The organism is Vibrio sp. S234-5 (assembly GCF_000960595.1).
Taxonomy (GTDB): domain Bacteria; phylum Pseudomonadota; class Gammaproteobacteria; order Enterobacterales; family Vibrionaceae; genus Vibrio.
The window spans coordinates 34,469-53,984 of record NZ_JZAM01000142.1 but is presented as its reverse complement, the minus strand read 5'-3'; the positions used below and the strand labels follow the sequence as shown (position 1 = coordinate 53,984).

The window sequence follows — 19,516 nt, the reverse complement described above, 5'->3', positions numbered from 1 at the left end:
TAGATTGCGAATGACATGCGCCCAACAGAGTTGGTGTCTGTCCGGAGAAAGCCAGTTGTAACCGCTATATTGGTCACTGACCACAATGCCACAATAGTCTGAGTCCAATACCGTTTTTGCTGAATGCATTGAACGAGAGTAAAGGATTTTTTCATAGACTAAATCCTCGCTTGCCACTAGCCAGCACCAACGCAAACGCTTCTCATCATTTCTAGAGTGCGACGTTTCATCTACATGGACCAGTGGCGCAGATTGTATGTTGGTTTTGATAGCTTGATGCAGTGGCGTCAGCATAGAAGCAATGCGGCTTTGCGCTTCACTTATGGCACCCACTGAGAAAGTGGTACCAAACTGCTCTTGCAGTAGTGAGCGTATTTTTCGGACACTGAGATGATATTGACCAGCCAGTATGGCGATTTGGCTCATTAGGTTTGGCCCCATTATCCCTTGAGGGATATCGCTAGGTTTCTGGGCTTTCACGGCCTCCCCACATTGCACGCATTTACCTGAATAGAGCCGATATTCGGTAATGTCGATACGTGGCGCTGGGATTTCATGAACTTGGTGGCGATAAAATGGTTTGTCACTCATTTTGAGGTCAGCGTCACCGCAGCAAGGGCATGTGCTTTCGGGGTAACAATCAACAACCGTATCGGATCCTTTTAGTTCTGAGAGTTGTCGTTTATGCCCTTCGTGACCCTGTTTAGCTCCTCTCGGATGGCGACCACTAGAGCTTTGAGCTTTTTTCGTTCAGCCCGCTCTTTGGGTCCATCGGATGATGGTGATTTAGAGGAATTAGCGCTGCTGGTTTTTAGCCTATCTTCGTAATGGCGCAACTGTTCCCATAACTCGGATATCAACGCATTCGCTTCGTTAATGTCTGAGGCAATAGGTGGTGAGGATGAGAATTTTGATTTTTTCTTAGTCATGCAGTCAGCATGAACGCTAGGAATGATCACTCAATAGGCAAAATGGGATCCAGTGCTAATGATCACACTTTTTTTGCTGTCAATGCGGTGCTGGTGAAAGTTTACAATTTCTAAGCTGCCTGTGCGGCAGTGAACGACTTTCCTAGCCCGTTTGTCAGGATGTAGTTTTTCTAAGCTGCCTGTGCGGCAGTGAACCAAGCGAGGGGTTTGTTTTTTATTCTTCTGAATTTCTAAGCTGCCTGTGCGGCAGTGAACACGGCCACGCGCTGCTAGTGAGTCATCACAATTTTCTAAGCTGCCTGTGCGGCAGTGAACCTCATACTTGTCTGTTTCAGGGTTCATCAAAATTTCTAAGCTGCCTGTGCGGCAGTGAACGTTTGGCCTGAGTGCAAAGAGCTAATCCCAGATTTCTAAGCTGCCTGTGCGGCAGTGAACTGAACAAAGTCACAAATCTGGTATTTAGTATGTTTCTAAGCTGCCTGTGCGGCAGTGAACCAAGAATGGCTTCAAGCTGCTGAACTAACTCTTTTCTAAGCTGCCTGTGCGGCAGTGAACGTTAATTCGGTCGGGTATGTCTGCGGTAGTGATTTCTAAGCTGCCTGTGCGGCAGTGAACGCCAACGTAACTCTTGGCCCCTTATTTTAAAATTTCTAAGCTGCCTGTGCGGCAGTGAACAATAGAATAAACCGATAAAAATAAGCTGCAACAGAATGTTAGGATAAAAATCATCTTTTTACCTTGTTAAAACCCACCTATTGCAACTATTTGTATTTAAAGCACATTTTTAAAGAGCAAAAATAAAGGGTAAAAACTACCCTTTTTCGTTCAATTTAAAAGTGCGGTACGGTCGCCAATATTGACTGCCCATTCGCTTTGCTACTTAAACCATAGCAATCGAAGCTCCCATCTTGTGATGTGCTTTGCGGCTGCATCTGAATAAACAGCGGGAACTTGCTGTTTTTTTCTGGTGAACGTTGCTTGGTTTGCTGGCTATGCAAGTAAATAAACGGCAAGGTGCACAACGCTGTCGGCTTGCTTTGTTGCAAATCCACTAAACATTCCACCAGCGGTTTGCCAGATTTTGCTGCCCATAGTGCGGCTTTTTGCTGCATATCCCGCTCTATTCGCTCGGGCGATTTCACCTGCTTGCGTACAAAGCTTACGTAAGTTACATCGTTTGGTACGGGCTTGAACCCTTTGATATGCACATAGTCTTCTAGCCGAGTTAGCCAACGGTGGATATCCAAATTTTCCAGTGTCGCCTGATCTTTAGCAAATAGACGCAACTTACTGCCGAGCGGAAATTGCGCTTGGCGATAATCAGGAAAACCGACCGCAACCAAAGATTGGTTGCCTCCCACTTTGTGCTCCACCAAGGCAATGTGCACTTGTTGAAAGACGTTTTGCCAAAGAAAGCCCAAGGCAATGTCGGCATCTGGCAATAAAGTGATCTCTTGGTAGTAGTTCATCACTGCCACCTATTTGTCACTTTCGCCAAATACACCACCACGCACCAATACCGCCATGACGTAATGCTCATCTTCTTCGCGGGGCAAGCTTTCACCACGCGCCCATTTATCGAAGAAGGTGTAAAAATCTTGCTTGTCTTTAGGGGTACGAAACGCTTTACCTAAGTTTGTGACTGCGCCATAGGGTTCAATCGCAATGGCTCCTGCACTTTGCTCCTCAGATGCATAATCTGGGTACCAAGTATCAATTGAGCGCAGTGCGTTACCAATTTTTTGAGAGTGCATCGCAGCATGCTCATTAACTGCATACAGAATTTTACTTTTCTTGGTTTTGCTGTTGCCTTTATCGAGCACTAACTCTTCACTGGGGTAAACTTCTTGTGCTTTACCCACTTTAGCGTAGCAGTCAATTTGCAGCATCAAATGATCGGCGTCACTGGCCAGTACTTCGGCAATGCGTTGCGCTAAGCTATCAAGCTGAGAGTCATTATGATCAAAGTGCCGAGTGCTGAATTGTTTGGCAAGGAAGGTCCAAGTTTGCTCTGCGCCTTTTTTCAAGGCTTTGACGTGCACTTCAATCTCTTCTGCGCCAACGCGGTTACGCCATAGAAAGCGGGCATTGGCAAGGTTGGTGGCATAGCGTTTTGCCAATTCAACACAACCATGTTTGGCAATGTACTGCGCGACCGCAGCACTGTAACTTTGTTTGAACAGCGCATTGTTACACGCAGAAGGCTGGGCAAGCCCACCTAATACTTTGAGTGTGAAATGTAGCTTCAAAGTATCGTGATCCTGCCCCAACGCACACGCATCCACTCGCTGCAAGTTTGGACTTTCAACTTTTGCATCGAGTTTAGCTGGATCTTTTGTGAAATCACCTGCGTCTTTCTTATTGAAGCGATTAGAAATCGTGCCGCGTACCGATTTCTCTTGCAGGGCTAATGGCGTTGCTTGCGCTTTGGTTTCCCATTGGCATCCAAAGAGGTAACCATCAGATGGGACCAATTTTTTTTCAAATGCTAATACTGAAGCGGTGTCGTTATTTTTAGCCATGAGGTTGTTCCTTATTGATGTTCGTTGATAGCGTTAACTGGCTGACAAAGGTAAAGATCGTTTTCTAAATCGGGATGGTATTGCCAAAGGATGTCATCGAGATGTTTGATTTTGTGCACCATGACAAATTCACCCAGTGTGACCACACTTTCGGTAAAGCGATGCGGCACTGATGGATCGCGCTGATTTTTTGCTTCACCTAATGGTGAGATACCCTGAAAACCAGTGGCAATCGGCACAATCCAGCCACTCGTCTTGCGCTGGCTATGCCAACCAACACTTTGGTCTTCAAGCTGCTCACAATGGTGGTGTACGGTGAGGTAACCCAGCAGCGCATCTATTGCGTCGGCGCCTTGCTGCATGGCGTCAATCATTAAATCGCGGCGTTCGATCAGCACGTAGCCTGGCATTAATTGGCGCAGAACTCTGCCAGTATCATCCTCAGTGATCACCGATTTAACTGAGGGCTTGCCAACGGCAAGAACGTCGCCTCCTGCGACTTTCATCGTCGCGATCACTGCTTGCAACTGCTCGGTAAAGTCTGGCTGCTGAACTTGATCTTCATTGCCACTCCACTCAATGACAAGGGACACATCTAAATGACAGCGTGCTTCCTCGATAAATGCCGAGCGCGAACCATCCTTATCGAGTGGATTGCCAGTACCGATAATTGAATAAACAAAGTCACCTTCGCCTTTATGAGTTTGTACATCACAACGGTGGCTCACCACCGCAGCACTGTGCAGCATGAGTTCGGATAACCCAGCCTGGTTCAGCTTGAGCTCTAAGGCATGCACAAAGCCTAGCCATGCCGTCATGGCCGGAAAGCCAATAGTAAAGGGGCTTGAAAGTGCATTGGCGTTGTGAATTTTTAAATGCGGTAAAATCAATACGTTCATCGCAAGTTCTCCTTATTGCTGGCAACCACCTTTTCTATCGCCAGCAGCTCTTGGTCTGCCAATGTGACGGGACTGGCGATCACTTTGCTGCGGGTGTAGTGGTTGATTAAGCCACGGGCAATGTGGCGAGTGATTTTATCGAGCCACTCATCCTCTTGCTGACGCTGCTCTGCAAACTCTGGATAGAGCCAGATTTTTTGCTCCAACGGCAACGCACTCGATAATTCACCGGAATACTCTTCAAGAAACAGGCGTACTTGCCACATTTTTTCAATCACCAGATCAACGTATTGCTGAATGCGGTAGTCGCGCCCATCACGGATATTGATGTTGTTGTAGTCGGTGAGAAAGAGTCGATGCAGCGATTCAAGCACCTCTTTGGCTTGCCAAGCGTTAAAACTCTCTTTGAAAAAATCCGTTCTCGGCAGACGAATATCGCGAGGTGTTAACTCCGGTGGTTTGGAAGATAATAAATAATAAGTTTGGTGTTTATTGTTTAAGCCAGAAATATTCTTGGGATGATCACCGCCATGCTTTGTTACCGTAAGATCCGATAACGTTTTGTAACCCAGTTCATGATAATCATTGTTCTTTCTAGCTTTCTTCCCAGAGTAAGCTTGAGGTGAACGACTGGTAATCCAATCAATTTTGGCTTTCATATTGAAGACCAAACCAGCAGGTGTTAACAGAGAAAGTTGATGGTACTGCTCAAAACCAATAGGAAAATAAACTTGTTTTACAAACCTATCAGTGTCAACAGATTGCGAATAAATGCACTCAGTAAACATGTTCACAATATTCTCAAAAAACGCTCTACTAAGTCCGAATGTTTCGGCAAGCAATGCGACATTAGAATTTTTTAAGTGTTCTAAAATATAAACGTCGTTTATTTTCAAAGACAGGAATTTGTAGACCTTCAATTGAGTAGCATTGATATGTAAATCAAAAAATGTCTCCGCATTACCACTTCTAAGATAACCATCTTGAGATTTTTTAAAATCCGTAGAATACACTCGCGGATACTTACAAGCAGGATGACTCATTTTAGAAGGGTGACTAACCACAGTGCCATGCTTGCTGTCTTGTGCAACTTTTTCGATTAATCCTGCTACAGCTTCGCCTTCAAAATTAGTAATCTCATCATGCGCCATCCCATCTTTAAATAAGAAATATGCTTCTAATCTTTCAGCAAAAAAGCATTTTGAAAGTTCAATTAAAACTTCTGCTTCCTCACTAGAAATGTCAAGTAAACTCCACAGCTCATCCAATTTAGGATGACAAATTTCACACATAAATTTAAAAGCATTCTCAAATTTAAATGTTGTCGCTCCTTCAGTAATAGAGCTAATCATCAATAGACAGGCATCACACTCAGAAACTGATTTAGGCAAATAACTCTGCAGGCTATGTCTCAATACCCTATCTAAGACCTTAAAATAATCAGGTTTTGCTTTACCGTTCTTGTCATTTTTTTTAAATACTAGATCCGGCCTATTTTTTATCAGCCTGTCTAGATTTTGTTTTATTTCACACTTTTCATTTTCCATTATTTGACCTTAACCAACCCTAGTTGGTCGTTGTAGCTGTATTGCTGATTACCTTCACGGTAGACAAAACTGATTTCGCCATAGCGCACTGAGGTGGCGAACTCCTGTTCAGTGCTTGTGCTGTATAAACTGACTAACTCACTGTAATCACGCTGTAGCCAAAGCTTCTGTTGTTGCGTTGGTGCCAGCGGCAGATGTTCAATATTCAAGGTGCGTTCAATCGGGTGTAAACCGCCCTGCTCTTCACGCAAACAAAACTCGATGCTGCGCGCTTTTTTGACTAAGTAGATTTGCACTGTGGGTTCACTTTTACGAAAGCGTTTGAAGTATTGCGGCAGTGCGGTCAGCCACCAATAGCCGTGAATATGACCATGCAGATGCTCATGCCAACATGACTGCGGTGAACTGGTGCGTCGGTTACGGTTGTATCTATCCTGACGGCTGATATTGGCTTGCTGTTGTTTGCCAATTTGCTCAGTGCCAAGGGTTTTCGCGGTGGCAAAGTGCTCTAAATCCGCTAAGTTGTTGCGCGGTTCTAGCACTGCTCGCTTTTGAATACGGACAATGGCATTAACCGCTTGCAGCAGCGACTTTTCATCCACCAGCTCAGATAAATCATGAGTGGCGAGCTGGGTGGCGCTGTCTGTTTCATAACCGGGATGATTAAATACTCGTTCATCTCTCCCTTTAAAGCCTTTAACGTTGTATTGCAACAAGCCAATATTGGGCTCTTTAATCTCGCCATCGCGATGCCTGCGTACCCGACCTGCCATTTGAATAATCGAACGAAAAGATGAGGGTTCAATCACCGCCCAGTCAAAGTCATGATCGCGTCCCACTTCTTCAACTGGGGTTGCCACCAGAATAAAAATCAGGTTTTTTGCTTGGCAAGCCGCTAGGTGTTCGCGGATCACTGGATGAGCAAAAGCACTCGGCAGTTCACCCGCTTTCTCTTTGCGCTTGAGTACTTCATCCAAATGCTTTTCTTGCGCATGACGCAGCAACATCACTTGCTGGCTGTGATAAGCCATGCAACGCACTTCGGTATCGGCAGGCCAATCACAGCTGAGTAAATATTGGGTTAACTCGACGCAAGGTTGAATATTGGCCACCCGAACCACGCCAAACGACACCCTGGTTTGGCTTTCTGGTTCTAACGTGTTGTGGTGCTGGTGCTTGGCTAAAACCGCTTGCTTCACTGTCTCGAAGTACTGTTCCTCCAGCGGTTGCTCATTATGTTTAATGCATGGAATGATATTGGCTTTTCTCTTCGCGTCTTGCTGTTTTAGCTTATCAACGCGTTTAGACACAAAGCGTTGCTGGAAAGCATCATAGGCAGCTAAATCAGCATCATCGCTGCCCACCATCTGAACATCAGCGCTAAATTCATCGACATAAACACAATTAACAGTCCTAACTCGATCACGGCTGGCAGCAAAGACTTTCCATCCTTGACGATAGGCATTGTATAAACCCAATGCTAAATCCGGCGGTATGGTGGCAGAGGAAATCATCACTTTGCGCCCCAGCATGGCTGCCAGATGCACTAATCGGCCAATCGCAATCAGATCATCACCGGTAAAGTCGTCAATTTCATCAATCACCAAGTCGGATGACATTAAACGTAAACAGGGCAGAATATAGCGTCCACCACGCTTGGTTTCGGTCGCGGCCATGATGTGGTCGATGGTGCACACCAGTACTGGGGCATACAGAAGTTTTCGGTCTTTTTCTTTGGTTAAAACAGTCGTGAGTTCTTCTTCAGGTAGCACACCTTGCCAATCTAGGACATCGTTTTCATCTTGAAGACTCTCCAAAGACTCAGAACCAGCATCCGCTTGTTCAGGTTCAATGTCGTCTTTTTCAACCGCCTTACCCGATTTATGCAACTCAGAAATGGCTTTAGAGCCAATCAGCACTGCTAAATCGCTCTCTTGCAGTTTGAGTCTTTCTTTGTATTCGTCTCCGGTTTGCAAAGTGAGTGTGCGCAAACCAAGTGCGAGAATAAAACGCAGACTTTCACCATCCTCCGAGAGCGCCTGCATAATTTTGGCGTTGGCGATGGTTTTGCCACAGCCGGTACTGGCCATATTCACTACAAAATAACCTTGGCTTTTATCTTCCGTGTGTTCACGCCACTCATTGATTTTGCGTACCGCTTTGTCTTGCCAACGGAATGCTTTAGGCGTGTTGGCCTTAGGTACCAGCTCGCTGAGCTCGGTGGCTTTGAGCGGCTCGGTTTCAAAAAACGGCAGTAACTTCACTGTGTTCACTGCGACTTTAGCGACATTCACTAAGTGCTCATCCAGCTTTTGTTTACGTGCTTTGGTGCTGGGATCGGTGTTAGCGTACAGCTCTATCGAGGTTTTCCATTGATGATCATTAGGCTGTGAAGAGTAATAGTGGTCACCTAGCATCAAGCACAAACGAGCATGGTGTAGAATCCCTCGCCAACTACCATCATTGATTGCCTGATCGAGTAAAGGTAGATGATGCAATAGATCCTTGGCACGACGTTTAAGTTCGGCAAGCCAAATCGAGGAATTAGAGAGCAGACCTAACGGAAATTCAAAACATTTCGGCAGCAGCGCGTTGTACTCATCAAAGCGGTTTTCATAACCCCATGCTGGGGTAATTCTGGCAAGTAAATCCGCCAACGACGAGTTATCAGCTTCTCGTTGTCTATCACACAAGTCTTTCTCTTTGGGTAGAGGCAGGCGGTGATGAGAAACGATCAGCCAAGCGATCAAAGCCGCCGCTGTCGGCAATTCGGCAAGTGCTTTCTCTTTTTGTAACACCTTGGTGTTAAAGCAAGTTTCATCAATCCCTTGATTTATGAGTGCGTTTAACCAAACCTCATCAAGACGTTCATAATTTTGATTAGAGATCCATTGTTGAAACAGCAAGCAAGATATCCACTCATGACGTAGCGGGTCACCTTTATGCTTGGTTTTAATTTCTGGGTTTAACTTTTCCTGAAAAAGTAAAGAGGCTTTACCCCAATCGTGCAGCAAAGCGGCCATGCCAGTGATCGCATTAATCAGAGGTAAATATTTCCAATCGTTTTCAAATTCACTGTTCAACAGGTCTTTCTCTGTACTGTTTACTGGCACGTATCCCTCTGCATTAAATTTCTTTTTGTTACCCACCACCCACAAAAACTGGCTGCGCGAACGAGAGCGGATCCAGTGGCAACTAACAGCGGTGCTGCGGCTGGCGGTTTGGCGCAGCATTTTTTTCACCGTAAGTAACCCTTCTTCCGTGATGAGGGTTTGCCAGGTGTTATCGCCAATGCGGTTGGCGAAAGCATCCAGTACACGACGGGTTTTCTTGAGGGCATTTTTCTCGCATTGGCTAACAAAGGTGACCATCATAATTGGTGTGCCTCCCGCTCTTCTTCGTATTTACCTTGCAGTGCGACGTGTTTCACTGTGTCAAACATGAAGTCGAGCGCTTTGTGCTCGATGAAGGCTTGCAGAATTTGTTGGCGAAACTCTTGTTCGCTGGCGTTCTCTTTGGCGCAAACAAACGCCCACGGCAGCACAATGGCATCTTTGATTAAGTCCGCGACATCAAATACCAAGGCACCACGGCGGGTTTTGCCATGCATGACGGCAAAGCCGTGCGGAATGCCCAGCACCCACAGGCAGCTTGCCGCAAGCCCGTAGGCTAAATAGTTGCCGTGATTGAGAAAATCGTTGGCTTTGTCGGTGCATTTTTTATCCGGCTGATGCTGACGCGTAAAGCCTTCTTTGCCTGTGTTATTGGCGGCGTACTTGTACAGGGCTTTGGTGAGTTGCGCTTCGGTGAGGAGCAGATCGGATTGTTTACTCGCGGCTTCAGTACGTTGGTGAAAGGTATCAAGGGATTGCTTTATTACTTCATCTTGCAGATTAAATTTCTCATGGGTTAATTCTCGGTCTGATCGCCAAACACGCTGCAAGTAATCAATCCGTGCGTTTTGAAATTGTCTGGCGGCGGCCAAGCGCTTTTCATCATCAAACCAGAATGAGAGCCAGCCTTGTAAGTATTCTGTTGGGCGATATTCACTCTGTGGCGTGAACCATTCCACCTCGCAAGCCATGTGCAGTGGCGTGCCACCGCCACCACAAAATCCGACCAATACGCCAGCCTGTGAGAGCATGCGCATGGCGGCTTGAGTAATTGAAGTACCGTTGCCGAGCATCAACACTGTGGTATTGGCAATCGGAATATTGAAGTAGAGGTTTTCTTTGTCGGCTTCGGTCAAGTAGAGCACGCGGCCATCTTTTTGCATCACACGGCAATATTCCAAGTAATACATATTGGCGCGCTTTGAGTGCAGGATGACTTTAAGATCGGAGGGTGAGAGATCGTCCATAACTTGATCCATGCTTGACGGTTATGCATCTACTTTATGCATCTGTTTCCTAAGCTCAATCCTGCGCATTTATTCAGGTAAAGTGACTTTACCTACGCGTGGTTTGGCTGAGTATTAACGTTCAAATAACCAAGGTTTGACGTCGCGTGGGTTAACCAAAATCAGTTGTTGGGCTTCTGGCGTGCCTTCGAGATAGTGGGTTTTGACTTGCATCTCTTTGAGTAGGTAATCGACCAATGCTGCGCGCGTGGTTATGCGCAGTTGTCCGTTTTCCATTTGGTAATCGTGGGCGATGACTTCTTTTTGCTCGTCATTTAAGCGTGGATCAGGGGCAAAAATTAAATCCACCTGCGTATTCCAAACCCGATCATCCTCTTTGGTGCGCTGTGAAGCATCGAGTAACTCAGCATCACCGCGGCAGCGGCTTAAGACCAAATCGCGATAGCCCTGCGATTTTTCACAGTAACCACGAACATGCCAACGCAAACCCGTTTTAACCAAGGTATGGGGGTGGAAAATTCGCCCTTCCCATTCGGGATTGGACAGTGACACATAGCCAAGCTCAAGGCGTTTTTGCTGACGAATCGCTGCCGTTAGCGCGGCAATAACCTGCGGCGCGACATAACGCTGTGGAACGGAGCAGTGCTCACCCAGCGCGGCATTGAATGATGACTGAGGCGCATAAAACTGACCCGTACTGAACCACTGCAAATAATGCTCGAGCGAGTGTTTGGGGGCATCAAAGAGATATTGCGCGCTAAATTGATAAGGGCCAGACGCCATCTTCTTTAACCGTTCAGGATGTTGCTCTTGGTAGGCTCGGATATCCTGATAGGCCTGCTGGCGGGTAATCGAAAACTGATCGACCAAATCTTTGTTGCGAACATAGCCTTGCCACAAGGCAAGCATTTCTAAAAACCGATGCCGTTCTTGAAGAGTGTGTATGGTCACGCTGAATATGCCTATCGTCTAACAATGCGCATAAGGTAGCATAATCAATCAGATGTGTTCGTGATAATTTCGACATTACACGAGGAACATTGGTCACAGGCCGCTAAAGCGCTATCGCTGTCAAATCAAAGCAGCGCAACAGAGATGCATTAATTAGAACAAAAACAACTAAATAAAGCGCTTGATAAATGTAACGCTCACAGCAAAAATAGAGCTCCAGACGGCCAGATGCCCAGCAATAAATGGAGATGAAGGTGAAAAAGAGAGCATTACAAACATTGGTCATCGCAGCGACGATGCTAGGCTTAACCGCGTGCGGCCAAGAGGAAGCGAGAGTCATCAAAGTGGGGGCAACGGTCGGCCCGCACGCACAAGTCGTTGAAGCCGTTGCCAAAGAAGCAAAAGCGCATGGCTTGAATGTTCAAGTTGTCGAGTTTTCCGATTTTATTACACCCAACGCGGCACTCGCTGACGGAAGTATTGATATAAACAGCTATCAACATTTGCCTTTTCTCACTAACTTCAATCAAAGCCGCAACGCAGACTTAGTGTCCATCGGGCAATCGATTTTGATGCGTATGGGGATTTACTCGGACAGTGTAAAATCCTTGTCCGATTTGCCTCAAAATGCACGCATTGCGATTCCTAACGACCCAACCAACGGAGGACGTGGTTTATTGCTGCTTCAAGAAGCTAAGCTGATTACTCTAAAGGAGAATGTGGGGCATAAAGCCAGTATCAATGACATTGTGGACAACCCCAAAAATTTCAAAATTATCGAAGTGGATGCGGCACAATTGCCCAGAACGTTGAGCGATGTGGATGCCGCTGCGATTACCATGAACTACGTGATGTCTTCAGGGCTAAATCCCAAAGAGAAGGCCATTTATCTAGAACCTAAAGATGCAGCATTGGCAGTCATGGTTATCGCAACCAAAGCGGAAAACAAAGATAACCCTGACTATAAAAAGTTTGTCGAAATCTACCAGTCACAAACGATTCGAGATTACTTAGCCACAACCTTTAATGGCACCATCGAGCCCGCGTTTTAAACGGGGTGGTGAGCGTAAGCGTCCAACTTCTACCTACAATAAAAAACGAGCCGCTTGGCTCGTTTTTTATTCACTGATTTCACCGAATCTTATGCGGCGCGGCGCAGGTAGCCGAGCTTTTTGCCAATCCAAGCCAGTAGCACTAGCGCTACCATGATGGCAAAGAAGTTTGAGCCCGCCTCTGGATATTGCGCTTTAACAAACGCCGAGTGACCAAAGGCGCCAACAAAGAAGCACGCTAGGCCCACTAGCGGAATGTCTTCCGACACTGGATGGTTGAGATACTCTTGGTAAAGCGCTTGAACGGCCAGCACCAAGGCGATCAGCGGAAAAATCGAGAAAGTGACTTCACTCATGGTCAACCAAGAAAGAATGGCGTTGCCACACACTCCCGTTATCAGTGCCAATACGAGGGTTTTATTTTCAGATCTGCGCGAAAGCGCTTTGTTTTCATTCGACATTATTCTATTTCACCTTTTAATCGGTTACGTTCACGTTCTTTGCGATACCAGTACGCCCCTTTGGCGACCATTCGCAGTTGCATGATCAGACGCTCGGCGAGTTCGTCGCGTTCACGTCGATCTAAATCCAAAGCTTCAGCCCCTGAGCTAAACACTAAGATGACTGACGCTTCTGCCTGAGCAAGCGCTTCATCACGTCTCATCCCGGTGCTGGTGAGGTATTCGGTCAACTCAGCGGCAAAATGTTGTATTTCGCGGGCAACCGCGGCGCGAAACTCCGCGGAAGTGCCTGAGCGCTCTCGCAGTAACAAGCGAAACACGTTCGGGCTGCTCTCAATAAATTCCATAAACGTCTCGACCGACGTTCTGATCACACTGCCCTCTTTCGCGATCCGTTGGCGCGCTTGGCGCATCAGCTGGCGCAGCAGCAATCCGCCTTCATCCACCATGGTCAGGCCAAGCTCGTCCATGTCTTTAAAGTGGCGGTAAAACGAAGTGGGTGCGATGCCCGCCTCTCTGGCCACTTCACGCAAGCTGAGGTTGGAGAAACTGCGATCAGCGCTCAGTTGGCTGAAGGCCGCGTCGATAAGGGAGCGACGAGTTTTCTCTTTTTGCTGCGCGCGGATACCCATTGACTTCATGATGACGTTTGCTCTTGTTCTGTTTTAGTCTCTGGCCGCTAATATAACGCGAATCGCGCGTGCCGATAAGTCATAGACTCTGCACGGCATGCACGTTACTACCGGCAGAGCCGGTTATGCAATCCCTTGTCTTCATTTTGGAGACCTGCAACATGGCATTCGCCCCTTTTGCGGTAATGTGCGTGATCACATCCACTCTCTACCGAGCGCGCTGTTTACCTGCTGGTATAATCAGTTAAAATCTCGCTAAAGCAATGTTACGTAAATATAACAAGGAACAGATCATGGCGCACGCGAATCACTTTGATGTGATAGTTATCGGCAGCGGCCCGGGAGGCGAAGGGGCGGCTATGGGGCTCACCAAAGCAGGGCTGAATGTCGCGGTGGTAGAAAAAGAGAGCAGCGTCGGTGGCGGCTGCACTCACTGGGGCACCATTCCTTCGAAAGCGCTGCGCCATGCGGTAAGCCGAATTATTGAGTTCAACAGCAACCCGCTGTTTTGTGACAACAACACCAGCTTACACGCGACTTTCTCGACCATTCTTGGTCATGCCAAATCGGTGATTGATAAGCAAACACGCCTGCGCCAAGGCTTTTACGACCGCAACCAGTGCCAATTGATCTTCGGCAGCGCAGCGTTTAGCGACAGCCACTCGATGACGGTGACCCAAGCCGATGGCACCCAAGAGATTTATACTGCCGACAAATTTGTCATCGCCACCGGTTCACGCCCTTATCAACCAGTGGATGTCGATTTCAATCACGAACGTATTTATGACAGCGACTCGATCCTGAGCTTAAAGCATGACCCGCGCCACATCATCATTTATGGAGCAGGAGTGATTGGCTGCGAATACGCATCTATCTTTCGTGGGCTTGGGGTGAAAACCGACCTCATCAATACACGCGATCGCTTACTGGCTTTCTTGGACAATGAAGTGTCTGACGCGCTCTCTTACCATTTTTGGAACAGTGGCGTAGTGATTCGCAATGACGAAACCTACGAGCGCATTGAAGGCACGGAAGATGGCGTGATCGTGCATCTGCAATCGGGCAAGAAGATGAAAGCCGATTGCCTGCTGTACGCCAATGGACGTACAGGCAACACCGACAAACTCAACCTTGCGGCGGTTGGGTTGCAAGGTGACTCACGCGGCCAGCTCAAAGTGGACAGTAACTATCAAACGGAAGTGCCGCATGTTTATGCCGTCGGCGATGTGATCGGTTACCCGAGCCTGGCCAGTGCCGCTTACGATCAAGGCCGCTTTGTGGCTCAAGCGATTACCAAAGGCAAAGCCGACAGTATTTTGATTGAAGATATTCCGACCGGCATTTACACCATTCCGGAAATCAGCTCCGTCGGCCGCACCGAGCAAGAGCTGACGGCAGCGAAAGTGCCCTATGAAGTCGGGCGATCTTCGTTTAAACATCTGGCGCGCGCGCAAATTGCGGGCAAAGATATCGGCAGTTTGAAGATTCTTTTCCACCGCGAGACCAAAGAAATTCTCGGCATTCACTGTTTTGGCGAGCGAGCGGCGGAAATTATCCACATCGGCCAAGCGATCATGGAACAGAAAGGTGCCGCGAACACGATCGAATATTTCGTCAACACAACCTTTAACTACCCCACCATGGCCGAAGCCTACCGGGTGGCGGCATTGAACGGTCTCAACCGATTGTTTTAAATTATATTTTTATAAAAAACAGCAGGAACACCCTGCTGTTTTTATATTGGCGGCGCATGTTGCGATCACTACCACTGCAAGTGCACCAACACGGGCGTCAAACGATGTTTGAGTTGCGGAATCTTACTCAACCAACGCTGCCACATTTTCCAGCGCGAGCAAAAACGGTCAAATGGAGAAAAGACGCGGACCCATTGCGCCCAAGGGAGCCACTGTAAAACTTGCTCTGCTGGAGCCGCCAAGCCATGCGCATAAGGCTCGGCGCCCAACGTTTGTCCTAGACGACTCTCGCTCAAATCTCCAGCCAACACGACACACGCCTGCGCCGAGACAAAGTAGCGCCCAAGCGCTTGAATAAAGGTCGCCACTTGCGTCAATGACGCTTCCAACAGCGCCATTTCACACACTACCAGCACCGGGGTTTTATCCGAGAGAGGCAAGCCATCCAGACAGGAGAGATCGTCAACGCTGCCGCACTGCTGCTGATAGCGTTCATTCTTATGGAACAGCCTCTGGCGCCAAAGTAAATGCTCGGTGATATCGAGTTCAACCCAATGACAGCGACCGTTATCCAATCGGTAGAAGCGGGTATCAAGCCCCGCCCCAACATTAATCACCCAACCATCGGGGTGCTGTTGAAGAAACTGGGCGACTTGTTGATCACACAACTGCGCTAAGGTAACGTGTAGCAATTGCTTTTGTGCCACATCACCTGAAAGGCATTCCGGAGCCAACTTACAGCTTAAGCAAGCTTTGGCCGCAATCGGGTCGTAAACGAGGCCATTGTCAATCAGGCTTTCCCGGCTACGCAACCACAGGGGTTGCAACAATCTTGCTGGTACCTGATATCCTTTTTCTACGGGCACTTGAGGGGAAGACATGCCAGAAACCTTCTATTCGATGCACATTCGCGTTGATGATAATCAATCTCAATAACCCTTTCAAGTAATGAGAATAAATCTCATCTAATCTCATGTCATCTAATTTAACGCTATGCGTTTCCGCTGCCGCGAATCATACAAACGCAAGAGCCCGGCGTGTGCCGGGCTCCTCAGTCAATGCAGTCTGGAATTACATCCAATCGGTGTTACGAATAATGCCGACGGCGATCCCTTCGATGGTTAATTGCTGACAACTTAAATCGACTTCGATGGGGGAAAACGACTCATTTTCCGCATGCAGCAAGACTGTCGTGCCTTTGCGCTCCAAGCGTTTCACCGTCACGTCATCGTCGACTCGCGCCACCACCACTTGGCCGTTACGCACGTCTTGGGTTTTATGCACCGCCAGTAGATCGCCATCCATAATGCCGATGTCTTTCATACTTTCGCCATGCACCCGCAGCAGAAAATCGGCCTGAGGTTTAAACATCGCCGGATCGACCTGATAGTGCGCTTCAACGTGTTCTTGCGCTAAAATCGGCTCACCCGCCGCCACTCGGCCAATCAATGGCAAGCCTTGATCTTCATTCGCCGCCTGCTCTGCGAGCAAAATACGAATGCCTCGGGAGGCGCCCGGGACAATTTCTATCACTTGCTTACGCGCAAGCGCTTTGAGATGCTCCTCTGCCGCATTGGCAGAGCGAAAGCCCAGCTCTCGGGCAATTTCAGCACGAGTGGGGGGCATTCCGGTGTCATCAATTTTACTCTTAATCAAGTCGAACACTTGTTGTTGGCGTGGCGTCAACGGCTTCATAGGTCACCTGTCTTTTTATACAGTTCACTGTGAGTATATCCAGTAACGCGGCAAAGTAAAACCCAATTGGTTGTTTTTTAATTTAATGGCAAGCTGAGTTCATGTACAAAGGCGTTAGGTCATTGCTGACATCAACGAAATGACTGGTGAATAATTCAGCGATATTATTCATTGCGCTTTCGCAGTTAGGCTGGTCAATTAAGTTAAAAGGTTTGACCAGTTTCTGGTATTCTTGCTGCGCTTAAAATTATCGCTCAGGCTTATTTCTCCTACCAGACCCATTAGGTAATAGAAATACGTTTGGGTACGTTTGAATTCTATTGAGGCTGTGAACCTATATGTCTTCTGGGCAATCATTTTCACATTCGTTATTAAAGTTGCCGTTATCGGTACTGGTTAAAGGGACGGCCATTCCGTCCAACCCAATCGAAGATCATCAGATTGATATCAACAAGCCGATTGTTTACGCCCTGCCTTTTCGCTCCAGCGTTGATCTGCTCACGTTACAAAAACACGCTATGGAACTCGGTTTGCCCGATCCGCTCACGCCGTTGGAGATTCACGGCAAGTCATTTCAGCGCTATGTGTTTATCTCTTCTCGCCCTACGCTGATGGGCGATGATAACCAAGTGCCGAGCGATTCTATCCAGCTCTTTTCCGATTTGCTGTCGCTGCACAGTGACGACGACGAACTGGACGTGCAAGTGATCCCAACCACAGTGTTGTGGGGGCGAAAGCCGGGTAAAGAAGGCACGAGCAAACCCTACTTACAAGCGATGAACGGACCGCAAAAAGCCATCGCCGTTGCAACCGCAGGGCGGGATTGCTTGGTGCGTTTTAGCCCCGTGGTTTCTTTGCGTTATATGGCGCAATCGCACGGCACCGATAACGCGATCGCTCACAAGCTGGCGCGCGTGGCACGCATCCACTTCTCTCGCCAAAAACTCGCCGCTTCTGGCCCAGATCTTCCGCAACGTCAGGTGTTGTTTGCCCGTTTGATGAAATCGCCTGCCATCAAGCGAGTGATCGAAGATGAAGCGAAGAGCAAAAACATCTCGATTGAAAAAGCACGTAAAGAAGCGCAAGAGATCATGGATGAGATCGCCGCCGATTTCTCCTACTCGCTGGTGAAAAAGGGCGACCGCTTACTCGGCTGGCTGTGGAATAAACTCTACCAAGGGTTGAACATCAATAACGCTGCTACGGTGCGCCGCCTAGCGCAAGACGGGCACGAAATCGTCTACGTACCGTGTCACCGCAGCCACATGGATTACCTGCTGCTCTCTTACGTGCTGTACCACGAAGGCATGGTGCCGCCTCATATTGCCGCGGGCATCAATCTCAACTTTTTCCCAGCAGGCCCACTGTTTCGCCGTGGTGGCGCTTTCTTTATTCGCCGCAGCTTTAAAGGCAACAGGCTCTACTCGACGATTTTCCGCGAATATTTGGCCGAGCTGTTTGCCAAGGGGTACTCAGTCGAGTACTTCTCTGAGGGAGGCCGTTCGCGCACTGGTCGTCTGCTACCAGCCAAAACTGGCATGCTGGCGATGACCATTCAAGCCATGCTGCGTGGCCTGAACCGTCCGGTGACTCTGGTGCCCGTTTACATTGGCTATGAGCATGTGATGGAAGTGGCGACGTACGCCAAGGAGTTGCGCGGTAAACAGAAAGAGAAAGAAAACGCCAGCTTGGTGCTGCGCACGCTCAGAAAGCTGCGTAATTTTGGCCAAGGTTATGTCAACTTCGGCGAGCCGATCCCACTGAACCAGTATCTCAACGAACACGCGCCTGAGTGGACCAAAGATATTGACCCGATGGGTGGCAGCAAACCGCAATGGATCAATCCGGTGGTGAACAAGTTGGCCAATAAGATGATGACGCATATCAACGATGCCGCCGCCGCGAACGCATTGACCTTGTGCGCGACCGCACTGCTGGCGTCTCGCCAGCGCGCTTTATCGAAAGATTCGCTTATCAACCAAATTGAAAGCTACCAGCAACTGCTGAAAAACGTGCCGTATTCCAGCAACTGCACCATTCCAAGTGATAGCGCGGAAGCGCTGGTTGAACACGCACTCACCTTGGATAAGTTTGTGATTGAAACGGACAGTATGGGCGACATCATTTCACTGGATCGCAATCAGTCGATTTTGATGACCTACTATCGCAACAACATCATTCACTTGCTGGCTTTGCCTTCGCTGATTGCGCAAATGATCATCCGTCAAGAGAAGCTCAGCGTGGCGCAGATCCAGCATCAAGTCGCGCAGATCTATCCATTCTTAAAAGCGGAGCTGTTCTTAAGTCACGACGAACAGCAGCTCGATGAGTTGGTGCTCAAAATACTCGATGAGCTGATGAATCAGCAGATGATATCGCTGACTGGCGATCGAGTTACGAAAAACCAAGCCAATACTCAAACCTTGGTGCTCCTTGGCCGAACCATCACGGAAACGCTGCAACGCTACTCGATCGCCCTCAATTTGCTGGTTGCTTATCCGGAACTGGGCAAAGCCGACTTGGAGAAGAAGAGCCAAGACATCGCCCAGCGCTTAGGTCGCCTTCATGGCATCAACGCGCCCGAGTTTTTCGACAAAGGGGTGTTTGCTTCTCTGTTTTGCACCTTAAAACAACAGAACTATCTTGACGCCGACGGCAACTGTGAGCAAACCCAGACAGAGCAGTTCGCCTCACTACTCTATGCCCTGCTCTACCCAGAAGTGAAGCTGACCATTGAAGAGAGTATCTTCCAGCTCACCAATCAATAATCGCGT

At 48.1% G+C, this 19,516-nt stretch carries 14 protein-coding genes, 1 pseudogene and 1 CRISPR repeat array; of the genes and pseudogenes, 3 read left to right on the top strand and 12 right to left on the bottom strand.

Translation table 11 applies throughout. The annotated features are described in order from the left end of the window. The 8 genes and pseudogenes from UF06_RS23800 to UF06_RS06125 form a co-directional block, all read right to left on the bottom strand. Positions 1-929 (bottom strand): annotated as a pseudogene (locus UF06_RS23800) (IS66-like element ISVch7 family transposase); the annotation flags it as partial. A gap of 107 nt (positions 930-1,036) precedes the next feature. After that, positions 1,037-1,604: a CRISPR direct-repeat array (repeat unit 28 nt; unit sequence TTTCTAAGCTGCCTGTGCGGCAGTGAAC). Between the two features lie 155 nt (positions 1,605-1,759). Then, positions 1,760-2,398 carry a type I-F CRISPR-associated endoribonuclease Cas6/Csy4 gene (gene cas6f / locus UF06_RS06155; protein ID WP_045569660.1) on the bottom strand — a complete coding sequence of 213 codons (639 nt, stop codon included), beginning with the start codon at positions 2,396-2,398 and terminating at the stop codon, positions 1,760-1,762. Between the two features lie 9 nt (positions 2,399-2,407). Further along, on the bottom strand, positions 2,408-3,451 hold the full coding sequence (csy3, locus tag UF06_RS06150; RefSeq protein ID WP_045569659.1) for a type I-F CRISPR-associated protein Csy3: 1,044 nt from the start codon (positions 3,449-3,451) through the stop codon (positions 2,408-2,410). An 11-nt stretch (positions 3,452-3,462) separates the two neighbouring features. Continuing rightward, a complete protein-coding gene (gene csy2 / locus UF06_RS06145; RefSeq protein WP_045569658.1) occupies positions 3,463-4,350 on the bottom strand; it encodes a type I-F CRISPR-associated protein Csy2 in 888 nt (295 codons plus the stop codon). After that, a complete protein-coding gene (locus tag UF06_RS06140) occupies positions 4,347-5,897 on the bottom strand; it encodes a type I-F CRISPR-associated protein Csy1 (RefSeq protein ID WP_242401992.1) in 1,551 nt (516 codons plus the stop codon). The genes csy2 and UF06_RS06140 overlap by 4 nt, the downstream gene beginning before the upstream one ends. Beyond that, entirely contained in the window at positions 5,897-9,271 is a 3,375-nt protein-coding gene (gene cas3f / locus UF06_RS06135; protein ID WP_045569657.1) for a type I-F CRISPR-associated helicase Cas3f, read from the bottom strand. The genes UF06_RS06140 and cas3f overlap by 1 nt, the downstream gene beginning before the upstream one ends. Then, positions 9,268-10,257 (bottom strand): type I-F CRISPR-associated endonuclease Cas1f, encoded by a 990-nt coding sequence (cas1f, locus tag UF06_RS06130; RefSeq protein ID WP_045569666.1) that lies wholly within the window; start codon positions 10,255-10,257, stop codon positions 9,268-9,270. The genes cas3f and cas1f overlap by 4 nt, the downstream gene beginning before the upstream one ends. A gap of 114 nt (positions 10,258-10,371) precedes the next feature. Continuing rightward, positions 10,372-11,166, bottom strand: coding sequence for a WYL domain-containing protein (locus UF06_RS06125; protein WP_045569656.1), 795 nt, complete (start codon positions 11,164-11,166; stop codon positions 10,372-10,374). Positions 11,167-11,456: 290 nt separating this feature from the next. Here UF06_RS06125 and UF06_RS06120 point away from each other — a divergent pair, with 290 nt between their 5' ends. Next, entirely contained in the window at positions 11,457-12,260 is an 804-nt protein-coding gene (locus tag UF06_RS06120) for a MetQ/NlpA family ABC transporter substrate-binding protein (RefSeq protein WP_045569665.1), read from the top strand. Positions 12,261-12,349: 89 nt separating this feature from the next. On the opposite strand, the gene UF06_RS06115 is transcribed toward UF06_RS06120, so the two are convergent. Next, on the bottom strand, positions 12,350-12,721 hold the full coding sequence (locus UF06_RS06115; RefSeq protein WP_045569655.1) for a YijD family membrane protein: 372 nt from the start codon (positions 12,719-12,721) through the stop codon (positions 12,350-12,352). After that, positions 12,721-13,362, bottom strand: coding sequence for an HTH-type transcriptional repressor FabR (gene fabR, locus UF06_RS06110; RefSeq protein ID WP_045569654.1), 642 nt, complete (start codon positions 13,360-13,362; stop codon positions 12,721-12,723). Before fabR ends, UF06_RS06115 begins: the two co-directional genes overlap by 1 nt. A 254-nt stretch (positions 13,363-13,616) precedes the next feature. Here fabR and sthA point away from each other — a divergent pair, with 254 nt between their 5' ends. Beyond that, positions 13,617-15,047, top strand: a complete 1,431-nt coding sequence (gene sthA / locus UF06_RS06105; RefSeq protein ID WP_082069589.1) for a Si-specific NAD(P)(+) transhydrogenase — start codon at positions 13,617-13,619, stop codon at positions 15,045-15,047. A gap of 68 nt (positions 15,048-15,115) precedes the next feature. Here sthA and UF06_RS06100 read toward each other — a convergent pair whose 3' ends face one another. Together UF06_RS06100 and lexA are read right to left on the bottom strand one after the other, a co-directional pair. Continuing rightward, entirely contained in the window at positions 15,116-15,928 is an 813-nt protein-coding gene (locus UF06_RS06100; protein ID WP_045569652.1) for a class I SAM-dependent methyltransferase, read from the bottom strand. A 190-nt stretch (positions 15,929-16,118) separates the two neighbouring features. After that, positions 16,119-16,742 carry a transcriptional repressor LexA gene (gene lexA, locus UF06_RS06095; protein ID WP_045569651.1) on the bottom strand — a complete coding sequence of 208 codons (624 nt, stop codon included), beginning with the start codon at positions 16,740-16,742 and terminating at the stop codon, positions 16,119-16,121. Between the two features lie 338 nt (positions 16,743-17,080). Between lexA and plsB the strand changes: the two genes are divergently transcribed. Next, positions 17,081-19,510 carry a glycerol-3-phosphate 1-O-acyltransferase PlsB gene (gene plsB / locus UF06_RS06090; protein WP_045569650.1) on the top strand — a complete coding sequence of 810 codons (2,430 nt, stop codon included), beginning with the start codon at positions 17,081-17,083 and terminating at the stop codon, positions 19,508-19,510. The last annotated feature ends 6 nt before the right edge of the window (positions 19,511-19,516 follow it).